Genomic DNA, 17,366 nt, shown 5'->3' on the forward strand with positions numbered 1-17,366 from the left:
CTGGCCCCCTCGGGGCAATACAAGGCGTTTCGGTACATGGCGTCCGGCGCCACAACAGCTGCGCCTATGCATTTATCGCTGCGACGCGGCTTGCGCACCAACCGCAACAGCCCCTACTATATGCCCCCTTCTCTTTTTAGCATCGGCAACTACCCATGAGCGCTTCCATCTATCTCGTCAAAGGCCGCGAAAAATCCCTGCTGCGCCGTCACCCCTGGATCTTCTCCAAGGGGATCGACAAGGTGCAGGGCAACCCCATCGATGGCGATACCGTCGAGATCTACTCAAACGATGGCAAGTGGCTCGCCCGGGGCGCCTGGTCAGGCAGCTCCCAGATCCGTGCCCGGGTCTGGACCTTCGACAAGGACGAAACCGTCGATCTCGACTTCTTCATCCGCCGCCTCAAATATGCGCAAGAGTCCCGGGATCCGCTGATCAAGCGTCAGGGCCTCACCGGCTATCGCCTCTGCGCCGCCGAATCCGACGGCCTGCCTGGCCTGACCATAGACCGTTACGCCAACTTCCTGGTGTGCCAGATCCTCTCTGCCGGTGCCGAGTTCCAACGGGACCTCATCACCCAGGCCCTGCGTACCCTCTACCCGGAGTGCAGCATCTATGAGCGCTCCGACGTGGCGGTGCGCAAGAAGGAAGGGCTGAAAGAGCGCACCGGCGTCATCCATGGCGAGACCCCGACCGAGCCTGTGGTGATCGAGGAGAACGGCGGCGTCAAGATCCTGGTGGACATCCGCAACGGTCACAAGACCGGTTTCTATCTGGATCAGCGTGACAACCGCCAGGCGGCCGCCAAATACACCGAAGGCAAGCGGGTACTCAACTGCTTCTGCTACACCGGTGGTTTTGGCGTCTATGCCCTCAAGGGCGGCGCCAGGGAAGTGGTCAACGTGGATCTCTCCCAGAACGCCCTGGACATCGCCCGCCAGAACGCCGAGCTGAACGGCCTGGATACCAGCACCACCCAGTTCGTGCGCCACGACGTGTTCAAGCTGCTGCGGGAATACCGTGAGAAGGGCGAGAAGTTCGATGTGATCGTGCTGGATCCGCCCAAGTTTGCCGAGAGCAAGGCCCAGCTGCTGGGTGCCTGCCGCGGCTACAAGGACATCAACATGCTGGCGTTCCAGCTGCTGGCGCCGGGTGGCGTACTGCTGACCTACTCCTGCTCCGGCCTGATGGAGCAGAGCCTGTTCCAGAAGATAGTGGCCGATGCGGCGCTCGATGCCGGTCGCGATGCCCAGATCCTGGAGCTCTTGTCCCAGGCCTCCGATCACCCCATAGGTACCGCCTATCCGGAAGGCTTCTACCTCAAGGGGTTGGTGGTGCGTGCCCGCTAAGCCGCGCCAACCCGCGCTGGCACAGTGCCAGACCAGGGCTTGAGGCAAGCCATACCCTAGAGAAGGCCCGCTACGATAGCGGGCCTTCTCTGTTTTGTGCGCCCAAGAGATAACGAGGCTCACTCCGTCTGTGCTCTCCTCAACTGGCGCCACTCCTCCCGCCCCCTCGCCTTAGCCAAGCTTCACGCTCACCGGCAGATGGCACTCACCAGCGGTGAAGATGGCCACTGATTTTATGCAAAAATATGAAAATAAAATCACGACACTTGGAAAATCCTCGGGGAAATATCAGGCAAAAACGCATCAAAACTCATTTCCATGCATAAAACACTCTTCCCCCTCACGACCATTCCCCGTCCGGTTTCAGTGCTGGGTTCGCTGCCTTCTGCCGGGATCACGCGCCCGCCTCAGTCACGAGCCGGCGCCCCCAGGGGGAAGTAGTGACGGTAGGGCCTCGCCTCATCCACCACCCGGGCTATGGAGTGGTGACCCAGCAGACGGGCACGGTAGGCACGCAGCCTGGTGAGTGAGTGCGGGATCTCATGGGCCCAGTCGGCATAGAAGAGCGAAGGGGCGGCGGCACAATCGGCCAGGGTGAACGCCTCCCCTGCCGCCCAGGTGCGTCCGGCGAGACGCTGGTCCAGCCAGGGGTAGATCTTGTCCAGCAGCTCCCTGGCCTGGGCGACGCCGTAACCATCGTGATCCCCCGCCGGGCGCATCCTGTCCAGCACCACCTTCTGCATCGGCGTCATCACATAGTTGTCGAACAGGCGATCGAGCATGTGAACCTCGATCCCCTCCTCCCCCGCGGGCACCAGACAACGGGGGCCGGGATGCGCGCATTGGAGATATTCGATGATGGTGCTGCTTTCTATCAGGGTGCGCCCCTGATCCACCAGCACGGGAAAGCGCTTGAGGGGCCAGAGGCTGGCGAGTTCCTCCTTCACCGTCGCCGCCTCCAGGTTGAGGTAATCGAAGGGGACATCATTCTCGTAGAGGGCGATCAGCACCTTCTGGCTGTAGGACGAAAAGGGATGGGCATAGAGTTTCATCGGGCGTGCTCCTTGCATTCATGTGGACGACCTTCCTAGTCTAGATCCCTGTGTCTGCTCCTGACCTTCCCCCAGAGAGCAGGCTATTTTTGCGTGATAAACGCACATTCATGACGACAATCACACCCGTATGGCACTCTTTTGGGTAGGGTGATCCCGCCTGCGGCAGCCAAGCCGAGGCAGCCGACCCATCAGGGTTGAGGGGCGGCACCACAACAAAAAATCGATGTCAGGCCAAGCTGAACATCACAAGGATCCCGTCATGAATCAATCATTGCCGCTGTTGACGCCGCTGCGGGGCATAGCAGCCCTGATGGTGGTGCTGTTCCATGCCCGCCTGTTGCTCTTTCCTCAGTGGATGGAGTCCATCGCAGGCCACACCCAACTCATCGAGAACGGCTACCTCTGGGTCGATCTCTTCTTTATTTTGAGCGGACTGGTGCTGGCCCACGTCTACGGGGAGGCTTTCACACGCTCGCCCCGCACCCTGGGCTATGGCCGCTTCCTCTGGCTGCGGCTGACCCGGGTCTATCCCCTCTATCTGGTGACCCTGTTGCTGCTGGTGGGCTGGGAGCTTTACAAGGCCCGGCATGGGGTGGGCTTCTATGCCGGCCCCCTGTTCAAGATGTGGGAGTGGGAGGGCATGCCTCCCTTCGGCTCCCCCTTCACCCCGGCGGAAGCGCTGCCAAGCTCATTCTTGCTGCTGCAGGTGGTGACGGATCAGGGGCTGACCTGGAACTTCGCCGCCTGGTCCCTGAGCGTGGAGTGGATAAGCTATCTGCTGTTCCCGCTGCTCATTCCCCTCGCCGTCACCCGCAGCCGCTGGAGCAACCTGACCCCCCTGCTGGCGCTAACGGTACTGGCCTTTATCGTGCACAGTCGTGGCACCCTGGATGTCACCAGCGGCGGGTTGGCAGTGGGACGGGGAGTGAGTGAATTCGTGCTCGGGCTCTGGTTGCTGCCAAGGGTCAGGGCCACGCAATCCTTGCCCATGATGCAGCGGGATCTGCCGCTGCTGCTCGCCTTTATCCTCCCCTTCGTCTTGATGCAGTTCACCATGACGCCGCTGCTGACCCTGTTGCTGATAGGCGCTTACGTGCTGCTGATCTGGATTGCCGCCGCCCAGGGGGAGCGCCAGAGCCCGTTGCTGCGCCTGCTTGATAACCGCATCACCAACTGGCTGGGGGATCTCTCCTACTCCATCTACCTGCTCCATGCGCTGGTGCTGCTCACCGGCTGCGAGCTCATCCACTATCTGGCGCCGGAGCTCACCGAGTGGTGGTATGCCCAGACCAGCCCGCTGCTGGGGGTGTTGGCCACCCTGCTGATGCTCGCCGTGCTGATCGGCCTCTCGGCCTTGAGCTACACCCTGCTGGAGCGGCCACTGCAGCGGCGCCTGCGCCGGCTCGGCAAGGCTCGCCAGCCGGCGATGGAGCAAGCCGGGTAAGGCACTTGCGCACACGTTGCCCCGATGGGGGAGCATGGCTCGCCCTCGGGGCAACACAGGGGGAGATGCCTTGCCGCCAGCTCGTGGCATAAGGCCGATCCCTCTCTTTTTTGCCCACCAATCCCCTGCGTTTTGTGTGAATTCCAGTTCGAACCAGAGAGGGCATTTGTGGCATAATGCCCTGTCCTGTGGCCCTTGGCGGGGCTGCGCTGGCGCACCATGTCGCCCCTCCTTCCCCGTCCTGTCCGGCAGCCTTGCGTGACATCGCAGCCTCCCAAGGCAACCAGGGCCACCCGAATTTCACGCGCTTGAGCGCGCATTTGACGGCTCAACAGAGCCTCTGCACTGTTTGCACAAACAAGGGGTAAGCATGTCTTCCATTCGTCTGACCCAGTACAGCCACGGCGCTGGCTGTGGCTGCAAAATCTCCCCCAAGGTGCTCGACACCATTTTGAAGAGCCAGATCCCGGGCTTTGACGATCCGACCCTGATCGTCGGCAACAGCAGCAAGGATGACGCCGCCGTGGTGGACATAGGCAACGGTCAGGGCATCGTCTCCACCACCGACTTCTTCATGCCCATCGTCGACGATCCCTTCACCTTCGGTCGCATCGCCGCCACCAACGCCATCAGCGACATCTATGCCATGGGCGGCAAGCCCATCGTCGCCATCGCCATCCTCGGCTGGCCCATCAACACGCTGGCGCCTGAAGTGGCCCAGCAGGTGATCGACGGCGGTCGTCAGGTGTGTCACGAGGCGGGCATTTCCCTGGCCGGTGGTCACAGTATCGATGCCCCCGAGCCCATCTTCGGCCTCGCGGTGACCGGCATAGTGCCGCTGGATGCCATCAAGCAGAACGACACCGCCCAGGTGGGTGACGTGCTCTATCTCACCAAGCCCCTGGGCATCGGCATCCTCACCACGGCCCAGAAGAAGGGCAAGCTCAAACCCGAGCACGAGCAGCTGGCCCCCGAGGCCATGTGCACCCTCAACAAGATTGGCCAGCAGTTTGCGGCCCTGCCCGGCGTGCACGCCATGACGGACGTCACCGGCTTCGGGTTGGCCGGCCACCTGCTGGAGATGTGCGAAGGCTCAGGGGTGTGCGCCCGCCTCGACTTCAAGGCGCTGCCTCTGCTGGACGAAGTGGATCACTACCTGAATGAGGGCTGCGTGCCGGGCGGCACCCTGCGCAACCACGACTCCTATGGTCACAAGCTCGATGCCATGGATGATCGCACCCGCAACATACTGTGCGATCCCCAGACCAGCGGCGGCCTGCTGGTGGCCGTCGGTCAGGAAACCGAGGCCGAATTCCTCGCCATTGCCGAGCAGGCCGGGCTAAGCCTCTCCCCCATTGGCCGCTTGCAGGCACGCGATGGCGCGCGCTTTATCGAGGTCATCCAATGAGTGCCCTGCGATTTGTTGCCCGGACGGTTCTGATCTCTCAGGGGGCTGCGCGATGAGTGAGCTGCCGCTCGAAACGAACCTGGCGCGCATCTTCCTGGATGATGTGCACCTCATCGATCTGCGCGCCCCCGTCGAATTCCAGGAAGGGGCCTTCCCCAACGCCGTCAGTCTGCCGCTGATGACGGATGACGAACGCGCCCAGGTGGGCACCTGTTACAAGCAGCAGGGTCAGGCGGCGGCCATCGAACTCGGCCACAAGCTGGTGGGGGGCGCCGTGCGCGCCGCCCGTATCGAAGGCTGGCTGGCGCAGTTGCGCCAGCAGCCCGATGCCCTGCTCTACTGTTTTCGCGGCGGCCTGCGCTCCCAGACGGTGCAGCAGTGGCTGCATGAGGCCGGGGTCACCCGCCCGCGGGTGGCCGGCGGCTACAAGGAGCTGCGCCGCTTTCTCATCGATACCCAGGAGAGCGCCAGCGCCCAGTGCCACTGGCACGTGCTGACAGGCATGACAGGCTCAGGCAAGACCCACATGCTGGCCGACATTGCCCAGTCGGTGGATCTGGAAGGACACGCCCACCACAGGGGATCCTCCTTTGGTCAGTTGCCGGGGGGCCAGCCCAGCAACATCAACTTCGAGAACCGGCTGGCCATAGAGCTGCTCAAGCGCCGGCACAGGGGCGAACATGCCTTCGTGGTGGAAGACGAGAGCCGCCTCATCGGTCGCTGCGCCCTGCCTCTCAACCTCTATGAGGCCATGTGCCAGGCCCCGCTGGTGGTGGTAGAGGTGCCCCAGGAGGAGCGCGCCGAGCAGATCCGGGTGGATTACGTGCAGGATCTCTGGCAACGCTATCTGGAGATGCACGGCGGCGAGGCGGGCTGGCCGCTGTTTGCCGGCTACCTGACCGATGCCCTTGCCCGGCTCAAACGCCGCCTCGGGGACAAGGATCACCGGGAGCTGGATGGCTTGATGCAGGCCGCCCTCAAGGAGCAGGCCAGCACGGGAGATACGGCGCTGCACCTCGCCTGGATCCGCCTGCTGCTGACCCGATACTATGACCCCATGTACCTTTATCAGCTGAACAACAAGCGCGAGCGGATCCAGTTTCGCGGTGACAAGCAGGCCTGCCTCGCCTACTTCGCCGAGCAGCACGCCCGTCAGACCCATCAGGAGAGTCCCACATGTTGAAGTTCGAGGTGATCCCGGTCACCCCTTTCGCCCAGAACTGTTCCCTCATCTGGTGTGACGAGACCCATCAGGCGGCGCTGATTGACCCCGGTGGCGAGGCACAGAAGCTGCTGGCGGCCATCGCCAGGCGGGGGCTGACCCTGACCCATATACTGCTGACCCACGGGCATCTGGATCACGTGGGGGCGGCCGCCGAGCTTCGCGAGAAAACCGGCGTGGCCATCACGGGGCCCCACAGGGAGGATGCCTTCTGGCTCGACATGCTGCCCCAGCAGAGCCAGATGTTCGGCTTTGCCCATGCTCCGGCCTTTACACCGGATGGCTGGCTTGAGCAAGGCGACAAGGTGCAGGTGGGGCGGTGCGAGCTGGAGGTCTATTTCTGCCCGGGCCACACACCTGGGCACATAGTGCTGCTCAGCCAGGCCGAGCGACTCGCCTGGGTGGGAGACGTGCTCTTTGCCGGCAGCATAGGCCGCACCGACTTTCCCCGTGGCGATCACGCAACCCTGATTAGGTCGATCACCGAGACCCTGCTGCCCCTTGGGGATGACATCGTCTTCGTGCCCGGTCACGGCCCCAGCTCCACCCTGGGCCGCGAGCGGGTCAGCAATCCCTACCTGACACAGCCTATCTGGTAATCCCCCCGCTCCTCGCGGGTGTCCCACTGGCTCTTGAGGCGCAAGATCTCCGGCATGATCTCGAGAAAACAGGCGAGCAGCCGGGGATCGAAGTGCTGGCCGGCGCCATCGCGCATGGTGGCCAGCACCCTGTCCAGTGGCCAGGGCTCCTTGTAAGGGCGACGCACGCTCAGGGCGTCAAACACATCGGCAATGGCCACGATCCGCGATGCCTCGGGGATCTCCTCGCCGCTCTCGCCAGCGGGGTACCCCGAGCCGTCCCATTTCTCGTGGTGATGCAGGGCAATGTCCGCCGCCATACGAAAGATGGGCGCGTCGGAGCGCTTCAGGATCTCGTAACCGATGCGCGGGTGACTGCGCATGATGACCCACTCCTCCTCGCTGAGGGGACCGGGCTTCTTGAGGATGTGATCGGGAATACCAATCTTGCCCATGTCGTGCATGGGGGCCGCCAGCTCCAGCAGATCCGACTGCTCCGGGCTCCAGCCAAGCGCGTCGGCCAGGGCTCGGGCATAGGCGGCCATGCGCCAGATATGTACCCCGGTGTCGGTGTCGTTGTAGTGACCCGCCTCGCTCAACATCACGATGGCGGTGCGATAGCTGCGCTCGAGCTGATCGAGACGCACCAGGGAGAGGTGGTTGCGCACCCGGGCGCGTACCGTGCTCGGGCAGACCGGCTTGTAGATGTAATCCACCCCGCCCGCCTCGAACCCCTGGCTCTCGCTGTCTGCGTTGTCGCTCGCCGTGATGAACAGCACCGGGATGCCGGCGTGGGCCGGATCGGCCTTGAGCCGACGGCACACCTCGTAGCCATCCATGTCGGGCATGCGCACGTCAAGCAGGATCAGGGCTGGCTCGTGGCGCCCCACGGCAGCCAGTCCCTCCTCACCCCCCTTGGCAAAGAAGAGGTTGTACTCCTCCTTGAGGATTTGCCGCAGCAGCCCGAGGTTGCTCGGCTCGTCGTCGATGATCAGCACTCTCGGTCGATTCATGGTGCAGGCTCCTCCCGATCCTCCAGATAATCCTCCAGCTTGCGGGTGGCGAACGGGATATCGAACAGCTCCAGGGCCGCACTTATCTCGCTCACCAGCTCGCCAGGCAGGTAACTCCTGGCCTGGCTCAGCGCCGGCTCAATCAGATCCAGATCCTCGCTCACCAGGGCCTGATGCAGGGCGTGCAAGCACACCTCCCGCGCCTCCCCCTGGGCCAACGGGGAGCTGACGGCGCCCGGCTCGCGCCCGGCATAGGTGTCGATGGAGAGTTGTGCCCGCTCCAGCGCCTCGAGGAAGGGAGCCATGAGCTGACTGGTGTCGCCCCCCTGCTCGATGGCCTCGTTCAACTCGGCGCTGATGCGCGCCACATCGGTGAGCGACAGGCTGCCCGCCACCCCCTTTATCTTGTGTGTCAGGCTCGCGGCCGCATCGGTCTCGTGCTGGGCGATGTAGTCCGGCAACACGGTGCCGACCGTCATGTAGTCATCGCGAAAACGGCGCAGGTACTTGAGATAGACCGAGGCTTCGCCCCAGTTGCGAAGTCCGGTATCGATATCAATTCCGGCCACCGGCTCCCGGGCGAGTGGCTCGTCGCTCACGGCGAGCGGCAGCACGATGTCCGGGAGATAGCGCAACAGGGTCGCGATGAGCTGCTCCACATCGAGCGGCTTGGCGATGAAATCGTTCATGCCACTGGCCAGCGCCGCCTCGCGCTGATCCTTGAACACTCCGGCGGTGAGAGCCAGCACGGGAGTCTCCTCCCGCCCCGGCAGCTGGCGCAGGCGACGGGTCGCCTCGTAGCCATCCATCACCGGCATCTGCACGTCCATGAGCACCAGATCGATGCGCCGCGCCGGATCGGCGAGACAAGCCAGGGCCCGCTCCCCGTCGATGGCGGTGATCACCTCGGCCCCCTCCCGTTGCAGCAGGCGGGTCGCCACCTCCAGGTTGATGTCGCTGTCATCGACCAGCAGTACCTGTACACCCGGCAGGCGCAGACGGCGCTGACCGCTCTCCAGCGGCTCCACGTGCTCGCGCTTCTCGTGGATGAGGCGTGCCACCGCGTTGTAGAGGCTGGAGCCGGTGACCGGCTTGTGCAGCACCAGATCCACCTGCTCCGAGCCGGGGCTGTGCATCAGCTCATCCTGGGAATAGGCGGTCGCCATGATGATGATGGGTGAACGCTCCTGCCGTTCGAAGGCACGGCGAATGGCCAGGCAGGTCTCGAGCCCGTCCATGCCCGGCATGATCCAGTCGAGCAGGATCACGTCGAAGCGCTCACCCTGGTGCAACAGGTGGTGCAGCGCCTGCTCACCGGACTCCACCACCCGTGACTGCCAACCGAGAGAGCCCACCGTCATCGACAGGGCGTCGCGGGTCACCTGATTGTCGTCGGCGATGAGCAGCGAGATGTGCTGCAGACGCTCGTTCAAGGCCTCGGGCCGCTCCACCTGCTCCAGCCGGACGCGGAACCAGAACTCGCTCCCCTTGCCCAGTTCGCTGGTGACGCCGATCTCCCCCCCCATCAGGTTCACCAGACGGCGACTGATGGTCAGGCCAAGCCCGGTGCCCCCGAAACGGCGGCTGGTGGAGGAGTCTGCCTGGGAGAAGGCATTGAAGATGTTCGCCTGCTGCTCGGGCGGAATACCGATCCCGGTGTCGCGCACCCGAAACAGCAAGGTGGCCATGCCGTCTTGCTCGGCTTCCAGCTCGACCTTGACCTCCACCTCCCCGCGCTCGGTAAACTTGATGGCATTGCCGGTCAGGTTGAGCAGCACCTGCTCGAGGCGCAGGGCGTCCCCAATCAGATGGGAAACCTGCTCGGGGGCACTGCTCACCACCAGTTCGAGGTGCTTGTCGCCAACGCAGGTGGACATGATGGCCGCCACGTGATCGAGCACCTCTTCCAGGCTGAATGGCACCCGCTCAAGCTCGAGCCGGCCCGACTCAATCTTGGAAAAATCGAGGATGTCGTTGATGATCCCGAGCAGCGCCTGCCCGGCCTGGTGGATCTTGCGCACCAGGGCATGCTGGCCATCGTCGAGCCTCCCCTGCTCGAGTAGGTAGGTCAGCCCCATGATGGCGTTCATGGGGGTACGGATCTCGTGGCTCATGTTGGCGATGAAATCCCCTTTGACCTGCGCCAGCCTGGCCGCCTCCTGCTGCGCCAGCTGCTCCCGATGCTGGCTGCGCACCAGGGCGGCCACCCCGGCACCGAACAGCAGCAGCAGCATGGCGCAGGTGGCCGAGATGATCCCCCAGATGTGAGTGCGAATGGCCAGCAGCTCGCTGCGCGGCACCAGGGAAGCGGCTTTCCAGATCAGCTGATCGTGATTCTGCGCCGGGTACAGGGTGGACCAGCTCCACAGTCCGTCGGCAGACTCCATCTGGCCGCTCGATGTGTCCCAGAACGCCTGCCAGGCCTTGGGGGAAGCGTGCTTCAGGGTGAGATCCGGGCGCTCGAGCATGAAGCCCCACTCCTGGGACGGGTCCGGGCTGCGCAGCCAATAACCGTCCTGGTTGAACAGCATGGTGTGATCCGCCGCCTTGCCGCTGCTGTTGGCAAACTCCTTGAGCATGCGGGCGGCCTGCACGTTGATAAGCAGCAAGCCAAGATCTCGTCCCCCCAGGCGCAGGCGCTTGGCAATGCGGATCATGGGGTTGAAGGGGCGATCTATCACCCCGTGTTCAACGTTGAGATCGAGCGGGGAGACGTAGACTCGCTCCCAGGGCAGCGCCATAGCGTCACGAAAATAGTAACGCTCCCCCTTGTTCTGCAGCTGGTCGTCCGCCACACGCTGCAGGCGCTGGCCCTGACGATCGATGCGTACCCGCTCCATGCCATCCGGGGCCAGCCAACGCACCTGGGCATAGTCGGGATTGCGGTGCATCAGGATGGTGAACTGGACGGCCATGGTGTCACTGTCATTGCGGCCCGCCGCCTCGAGCAGGATGGGTTCTTCCGAGATGCTGCGCACATGGCGCAGCGGCACCGCCAGCTCGTCGTCAAGGCGGCCACTGGCGAGCGCCAGGAAGGTGCTCTCATCGCTGCGAACACGGTAGAGCTCGCGCTCGATCAGTGCATTGCCCAGCAGATAGCCCCCCGCCAGGACCAACAGCAGGATAGGTGAAAACAGCAGGAAATATGCCCGTACGATTCCCTTCATAACGGTCAACATCACCCCAAAAAAGTGGACTTGCCCGAGTACCTTGTGGACATCAGAGCACCACAACGGGTGTCCTGCTGTCAATCATGCCTTCAAGTAAAGACCAATAGTGCTGTTTGAGTATTTTATTTTTGTGGGTAAAAATGCTGTAAAAACAAAGAGGCCACCCGATTGGGTGGCCTCTTTACAGGAAAGTTCGTTGTCGATTAGACGCGAACGAAATCCAGGTGAACCAGCTTGTAGCGAACCGGGTGACGCTGGATAGCCTTCACGTTCACTTTGACTTCTTCACCGTTGATGACCAGGGTCAGCTCGGAGGAGTAGAACTCCGGCTTCTCTTGGGCCAGGATCAGCTTTTTGTGGTCCAGGGTAACGGACACAGCTTCTTTGCCTGCACCGTAAACGATGGCAGGAACTTGGTCAGCATGACGCAGGCGGCGGCTCGCACCTTTCCCCAGGTCAGAACGGACTTCAGCTTGGAATACGAAAGACATAGTGGTTATCTCTTTTAAGATGAATATATGGTGTTGACTGCGACCGGTCAGCACCTCGCAAAACGAGCGCGAATACTAGCATGGGCCCGGGGTGGATACAAGGGACGCACGACTCGCCATTCGCGCCTCCCCACAGCGGCATCGGATCTTATCCGAACGCGCCTCAGCGCCCCTGCTCCAGACGAGCAAACTGCTGCTGGCGCTGGGCCGGGCTCATGGCGTCAAACTGGGCCAGGGTCTCGGCCTTGGGGCAGTAGAGGCGCTGGCCCGTCTGTACCCTGATTCCCTTGCCCATCCCGGGGCGATTCTCCTCCACCAGCGCCAGCAGATAGCTGTAGGTATCAGTCCCGCTGCCCACCTGTGCCTGAAGCTGGCTGGCGATGCGCCAGAGCGTCTCCCCCGCCGCCACCTGGTGACAGACTCGCGATGCCCCTCCCGCCGCGGTCGCGGACAGGGTCAACGTGGTTCCCTCGGCTCCCTGGCCGAGGGTGGCGAGCTGCACGGCACCGCTCTGAGCGGAAGCCCCCAGGGGGATGGGCGCAGCCCGCCCCATCAGGTTGGCCAGCAGCGGCTCGCTCTGGGGCATCCGCCCCCTCCCCGCATTCGAACCCGGCAAGGAGAACTCGGCGATAAAGGCCGCCCCTCCCTGATCCTCAGGGGCGAGAGAGCCACTGGCGACGGGCTGCACGGCCGAATGGGGAGCCATGCCATAGGCCATCTCATCGATGCGCTTGAGCCTGGCCAGATAGGCCTTGGAGAGCTGGGCCTCCCCTTCGAACAGATCGAAGGGGGGCACCAGACGGGCGGGAAACAGGATCTGCCAGTGGCCGTTCTTCTTCTTTTGTTCGAGCGGCGGGAACTGGTTGCCCCGCCAGGCCACGAAGATGGGAGGCACGGCCCTGTGCACCGGGTAGTACTCCGGGTTGAGCTGCACCCAGGTTTGCTCCGCAATGGGCTGATAGCCGCTGATGTTGACCAGCGCAACCCCCAACCAGATCCCCAGCATATGACGGCCTCCCTTCCCTTCAAACCCGGTCTGTTTTCATTCTATCTAATAAAACAGATAGATAGCAGCTTAGCACTGGGCTATGGCGCTCTGCACCCGTTTATCCGAGATGGGGTACGGTGTCCCCAGTTGCTGGGCGAAGAAGGAGACTCGCAGCTCCTCTATCATCCAGCGGATATTGGCCACCTCGGGGGGGATCGGCTGGGATTTCGGGATCTTGGCGAGCAGCGCCTTGTAGTCGCTCTCGACACTCTGCACCTTGAGCATATGGACCCTGTCCCGGTTGGGATCGATGGCCAGCTTCTCCAGACGCCGCTCGATGGCGCGCAGGTAGCGCAGCAAGTCAGGCAGCCGCTGCCAGCCAGTCTCGGTCACGAACCCCTTGTGGATAAGGTTGCCGAGCTGCTGCTGGATGTCGGACATGGCAAAGGCGGTGTCGAGCTGCATCTTGCCCTTGAGCCGCTTCTTGATCTCATGGGAGAGGGTCAGTATGGCTTCCACTTGCTTGGCCACCTCCACCACCGCATCGTTGAGCTCGGCGCGGACGTACTCCTTGAGCGCCTCGAAACCGGCCTCATCCCAGGCCAGCCCGCCGTGCTGCTCGATGAGCTTGTCACAACCACAGGCGATGCAGTCGTCAATCAACTCCGCCACCTTGCCAAACGGGTTGAAATAGAGTCCGAGCTTGGCCTTGTTCGGCAACTTCTCCTGCAGATACTTGATGGGGGACGGCACGTTGAGCAGCACCAGCCGGCGCTGACCCGCCCACATCAGCTGCTGCTGGGCCACCGGGCTCTCCACCAGCTGGATGGCGACCGAATCTTTCTGATCCACCAGAGTCGGGTAGGCCTTCACCTCGAAGCCGCTGCGCTTCTGGCTGTACTCCTTCGGCAACTCGCCAAAGCTCCAGAGGGTCAGACCCGACTGTTCGATATCATCATCCGCCACCTGAGAGAGGGTCTCCTGCACCTTGCCGCGCAGCGACTCTTTCAGCGCCTCCAGATCCTTGCCCTCGGCGATGGGCTTGTGCTTGTCGTCCACCACCCGGAAGGTGAGTTTCAGGTGATCGGGCACCGATGCCCAGTCCCAGGCTTCCCGGGGCACTGTGACACCTGTCATGCGGCGAAGTTGACGCTCCATCTCGTCCAGCAGCGGCCCCTGCTCGGGATTGAGGGTGGCGAGCAGCGCATCGGCGTAGTTCGGCGCCGGCACGAAGTTCTTGCGCATCGGCTTTGGCATCGACTTGATGAGGGCGACCAGCAACTCATGACGCAGCCCCGGGATCAGCCACTCGAACCCCTTCACCTCTACCTGATTCAAGAGCGGCAGCGGAATATGCAGCGTCACACCGTCCGCCGCCTCCCCCGGCTCGAACTGGTAGGTCAGCTTGAGCTTGAGGCGCCCCTGTTGCCAGAAGTTGGGGTAGTCGAGATCGCTGATGTGGGCGGCATCCCCCTTCATCAGCATCTCTTTCTCGAAGTTGAGCCGCTCGGGATCCTGCTTTTGCGCCTCCTTCCACCACTTGTCAAAGTGGCGAGCGGAGATCACCTCTTCCGGCAGGCGGGCGTCGTAGAAGCGGAACAAGTCCTCATCATCCACCAGGATGTCGCGACGGCGCGACTTGTGCTCCAGCGCCTCCACCTCGGCCAGGAGCTTGCGGTTCTCGCCAAAGAAGCGATGGCGGGTCTCGAAATCCCCCTCCACCAGAGCGCGGCGAATGAAGAGCTCGCGGCACTGGGCCGGATCGATGCGGCTGAAGTTGATGGTGCGCTCGGCAACCAGGGTCAGGCCGTAGAGGGTCACCTTCTCCTTGGCCATGACGGCGCCGTTTTTCTTCGACCAGTGGGGATCGCTGTGGTGCAGCTTGATGAGGTGCGCCGCCAGCGGCTCCACCCACTCGGGTTCAATCTTGGCGTTGATGCGGGCGTAGAGTCGGGAGGTCTCCACCAATTCTGCGGCCATCACCCACTTGGGCGGCTTCTTGAACAGACCCGAGGCCGGGAACAGGTGGAAGCGCCCGTTGCGGGCGCCGAGGAACTCGGGCTTCTCCAGATCCTTGTTGCCGATATGGCTCAAAAGGCCGGTCAGCAGGGTGCAGTGCACCGTCTTGAAATCCGCCGGTTCATGGTTGGCTTTAAAACCAAGCTCTTTCACCGTCTGGCGCAACTGGAAGTGAATGTCCTGCCACTCGCGTACCCGCAGGTAGGAGAGAAACTCCTTCTGGCACATGCGGCGGAACGGGTTGCTGCCCAGCAGATCCTGCTGCTCTTTCAGGTAGTTCCACAGATTGACGAAGGCGAGGAAGTCGGAATCCTTGTCCTCGAAGCGCCTGTGCTGCTCGTCGGCGGCCTGCTTCTTCTCCATGGGCCGCTCGCGGGGATCCTGGATGCTGAGGCCCGAGGTGATCACCATCACCTCGCTCAGACAGCCGGTTTGCGCCGCCGTGATCACCATCTTGGCGAGCCGCGGATCGAGCGGAATGCGCGACAGCTGACGACCGGTCTCGGTCAGCTGCAACCTGGGTTCCTGCTCCCGGGTGCCGGGCAGCTCCTTGACTGCCTCCAGCTCTTTCAAGAGGGTCAGACCATCCTTGATATGACGCGACTCCGGCGGCTCGACGAAGGGGAAGGCCTCCATGTTGCCAAGGCCGAGCGCCAGCATCTGCAGGATGACGGAGGCCAGGTTGGTGCGAAGGATCTCGGGGTCGGTGAAGGCTGGACGGCTGTTGAAATCCTCCTCGGAGTAGAGGCGGATACAGATACCGTCCGCTACCCGGCCGCAACGACCCTTACGCTGGTTGGCGCTGGCCTGGGAGACCGGCTCGATAGGCAGGCGCTGCACCTTGGTGCGCCAGGAGTAGCGGCTGATGCGGGCAGTACCCGGATCGATGACGTAGCGAATGCCCGGCACCGTCAGCGAGGTCTCCGCCACGTTGGTGGCCAGCACGATACGCCGCCCGGCGTGTTGCTGGAACACCTTGTTCTGCTCGGCGTTGGAGAGGCGGGCGTAGAGCGGCAACACCTCGGTGTCCCGCAGATTGAGCTTGCGCAGGGCATCAGCGGTATCGCGAATTTCCCGCTCGCCGTTCATGAAGATGAGGATGTCCCCCAGCCCCTCCTGGGCCAGCTCCTCCACCGCATCGAAGATCCCCTGCAGCTCGTCGCGCTCCTCCAACCCCTCGCTCTTGTCGCCGCTTTTTTTATCAGCAAACAGCGGGCGATAGCGCACCTCCACCGGGTAGGTGCGCCCTGAGACTTCGATGATGGGCGCCTGGTTGAAATGACGAGAGAAGCGCTGGGGATCGATAGTGGCCGAGGTGATGATCACCTTGAGATCCGGGCGCTTTGGCAGCAACTGCTTCAAGTAGCCCAGGATGAAGTCGATGTTGAGGCTGCGTTCGTGGGCCTCGTCGATGATGATGGTGTCGTACTGGGTGAGCATGCGGTCGTGCTGGATCTCCGCCAGCAGGATACCGTCTGTCATCAGCTTGATGTGGGTCTGCTCGCTCACCTGATCGGTAAAGCGCACCTTGTAGCCCACGTAGTGGCCAAGTTCGGACTCCATCTCTTCCGCAATACGGGCGGCGACCGTGCGGGCCGCGAGACGCCGCGGCTGGGTGTGGCCTATATAACCCTTGACCCCGCGCCCGAGCGAGAGGCAAATCTTGGGGATCTGGGTGGTCTTGCCCGAGCCGGTTTCGCCCGCGATGATCACCACCTGATGTTCACTGATGGCCTTGGCGATCTCCGCCTGCTTCTGGCTGACCGGCAGGTTGTCCGGATAGGTGACCCTGGGCACGCCCGCCAGACGGGACTGGTAACGCCCCTCGGCAACATCCAGATCCGCGGCTATGGTCTCCAGCACGGCGGCTTGTTTGCCTTCCGGCAGCTTCTTGACCCCGTGCAGACGGCTGGAGAGGCGGCGGGCGTCGAGGTTCATGCAGGCAGAGAGACGGCGGCGCAGCGCCTCGATAGAGAGAGACAAGGTAGGAATTCCTTAAATAAGTGCCCAGAGGGGCCATATCGATTAGCTGGGAGCGATCCTAAAGAGCGAGCGGGGGCGGTGCAAGCCTTAAAGCGGCACCTGCCAGGTTCAAAGCCGCGGCGGGCAATAAAAAGAGCAGGCACCCGGCCTGCTCCCGATGATCCGGCGAAACCGGATCAGACCCTGGCCTGATGCACGAAGCAGGTACCAAGCTGGGCGTGAATGGCCTGCATCACGTTGTGGCGGCTGATCACCCCGAGCAGGCGACCCTCCTCCACCACGGGATAGATCTTCGGCTTCTGGCCCATCATCATCTCCGCCAGATCCAGGATGCTGGTGTCCGGCCCCACGGCCAGCACCTCCTTGCGCATCACATCCTTGACCTGGGCCACCTGTTCGCAGTGATAGGCCTCTTTCAACATGACGGCAATGCAATCCTGCTCGGACACCCAGCCAATCAGGTGCCCCAGGCTGTCCACCACGGGGCCGCCGAGCTGATGACTGTTGAGAAACTTGGTGACCGCATTTTGCACCATCATGTCCGCGCTGAACGTGATGGGCTTGGTCTGCATATAATCCCTTGCCTTGAGTGATTCCATGACGCTTCCCCCGACAGGCCTCCCGACGGGAGGCACGAGCCGGGCAC

At 62.9% G+C, this 17,366-nt stretch carries 12 protein-coding genes; 5 read left to right on the forward strand and 7 right to left on the reverse strand.

Translation table 11 applies throughout. The features are described 5' to 3' along the window. The first annotated feature begins 155 nt into the window (after nt 1-155). Nucleotides 156-1,349, forward strand: coding sequence for a class I SAM-dependent methyltransferase (locus tag AC1IN8_RS00820; protein WP_043131905.1), 1,194 nt, complete (start codon nt 156-158; stop codon nt 1,347-1,349). A 407-nt stretch (nt 1,350-1,756) separates the two neighbouring features. Here the strand turns inward: AC1IN8_RS00820 and AC1IN8_RS00825 are convergent, their stop codons facing one another. Beyond that, nucleotides 1,757-2,401, reverse strand: a complete 645-nt coding sequence (locus AC1IN8_RS00825) for a glutathione S-transferase family protein (RefSeq protein ID WP_479757720.1) — start codon at nt 2,399-2,401, stop codon at nt 1,757-1,759. A 262-nt stretch (nt 2,402-2,663) separates the two neighbouring features. On the opposite strand from AC1IN8_RS00825, the gene AC1IN8_RS00830 reads away from it, so the two are divergent. The 4 genes from AC1IN8_RS00830 to AC1IN8_RS00845 all read left to right on the forward strand — a co-directional run bounded on the left by AC1IN8_RS00830 (nt 2,664) and on the right by AC1IN8_RS00845 (nt 7,077). Next, nucleotides 2,664-3,848 (forward strand): acyltransferase family protein, encoded by a 1,185-nt coding sequence (locus tag AC1IN8_RS00830; RefSeq protein WP_479757721.1) that lies wholly within the window; start codon nt 2,664-2,666, stop codon nt 3,846-3,848. A 370-nt stretch (nt 3,849-4,218) separates the two neighbouring features. Further along, the gene (selD, locus tag AC1IN8_RS00835; protein ID WP_265435267.1) at nt 4,219-5,256 is read left to right on the forward strand and encodes a selenide, water dikinase SelD; all 1,038 of its coding nucleotides are present in this window, start codon (nt 4,219-4,221) and stop codon (nt 5,254-5,256) included. A gap of 52 nt (nt 5,257-5,308) precedes the next feature. Continuing rightward, nucleotides 5,309-6,439, forward strand: a complete 1,131-nt coding sequence (gene mnmH, locus AC1IN8_RS00840) for a tRNA 2-selenouridine(34) synthase MnmH (protein ID WP_479757722.1) — start codon at nt 5,309-5,311, stop codon at nt 6,437-6,439. After that, complete coding sequence (locus AC1IN8_RS00845; protein ID WP_479757723.1) at nt 6,433-7,077, forward strand: MBL fold metallo-hydrolase; 645 nt, start codon at nt 6,433-6,435, stop codon at nt 7,075-7,077. The genes mnmH and AC1IN8_RS00845 overlap by 7 nt, the downstream gene beginning before the upstream one ends. On the opposite strand, the gene AC1IN8_RS00850 is transcribed toward AC1IN8_RS00845, so the two are convergent. The 6 genes from AC1IN8_RS00850 to AC1IN8_RS00875 all read right to left on the reverse strand — a co-directional run bounded on the left by AC1IN8_RS00850 (nt 7,053) and on the right by AC1IN8_RS00875 (nt 17,319). Beyond that, nucleotides 7,053-8,069 (reverse strand): response regulator, encoded by a 1,017-nt coding sequence (locus tag AC1IN8_RS00850; protein WP_479757724.1) that lies wholly within the window; start codon nt 8,067-8,069, stop codon nt 7,053-7,055. The genes AC1IN8_RS00845 and AC1IN8_RS00850 overlap by 25 nt on opposite strands. Beyond that, nucleotides 8,066-11,236: a hybrid sensor histidine kinase/response regulator gene (locus AC1IN8_RS00855; RefSeq protein ID WP_479757725.1), complete on the reverse strand. Its 3,171-nt coding sequence runs from the start codon at nt 11,234-11,236 to the stop codon at nt 8,066-8,068. The genes AC1IN8_RS00850 and AC1IN8_RS00855 overlap by 4 nt, the downstream gene beginning before the upstream one ends. Before the next feature lie 206 nt (nt 11,237-11,442). Further along, nucleotides 11,443-11,730, reverse strand: coding sequence for a 50S ribosomal protein L25 (gene rplY / locus AC1IN8_RS00860; RefSeq protein WP_041205748.1), 288 nt, complete (start codon nt 11,728-11,730; stop codon nt 11,443-11,445). A gap of 163 nt (nt 11,731-11,893) precedes the next feature. Then, nucleotides 11,894-12,736, reverse strand: a complete 843-nt coding sequence (locus AC1IN8_RS00865) for a hypothetical protein (protein WP_479757726.1) — start codon at nt 12,734-12,736, stop codon at nt 11,894-11,896. 69 nt (nt 12,737-12,805) lie between these two features. Next, on the reverse strand, nt 12,806-16,720 hold the full coding sequence (hrpA, locus tag AC1IN8_RS00870) for an ATP-dependent RNA helicase HrpA (RefSeq protein WP_479757727.1): 3,915 nt from the start codon (nt 16,718-16,720) through the stop codon (nt 12,806-12,808). A 176-nt stretch (nt 16,721-16,896) separates the two neighbouring features. Beyond that, on the reverse strand, nt 16,897-17,319 hold the full coding sequence (locus tag AC1IN8_RS00875) for a CBS domain-containing protein (protein WP_106886806.1): 423 nt from the start codon (nt 17,317-17,319) through the stop codon (nt 16,897-16,899). Nucleotides 17,320-17,366: the final 47 nt, after the last annotated feature.

This window comes from Aeromonas sp. 130281 (assembly GCF_056642115.1).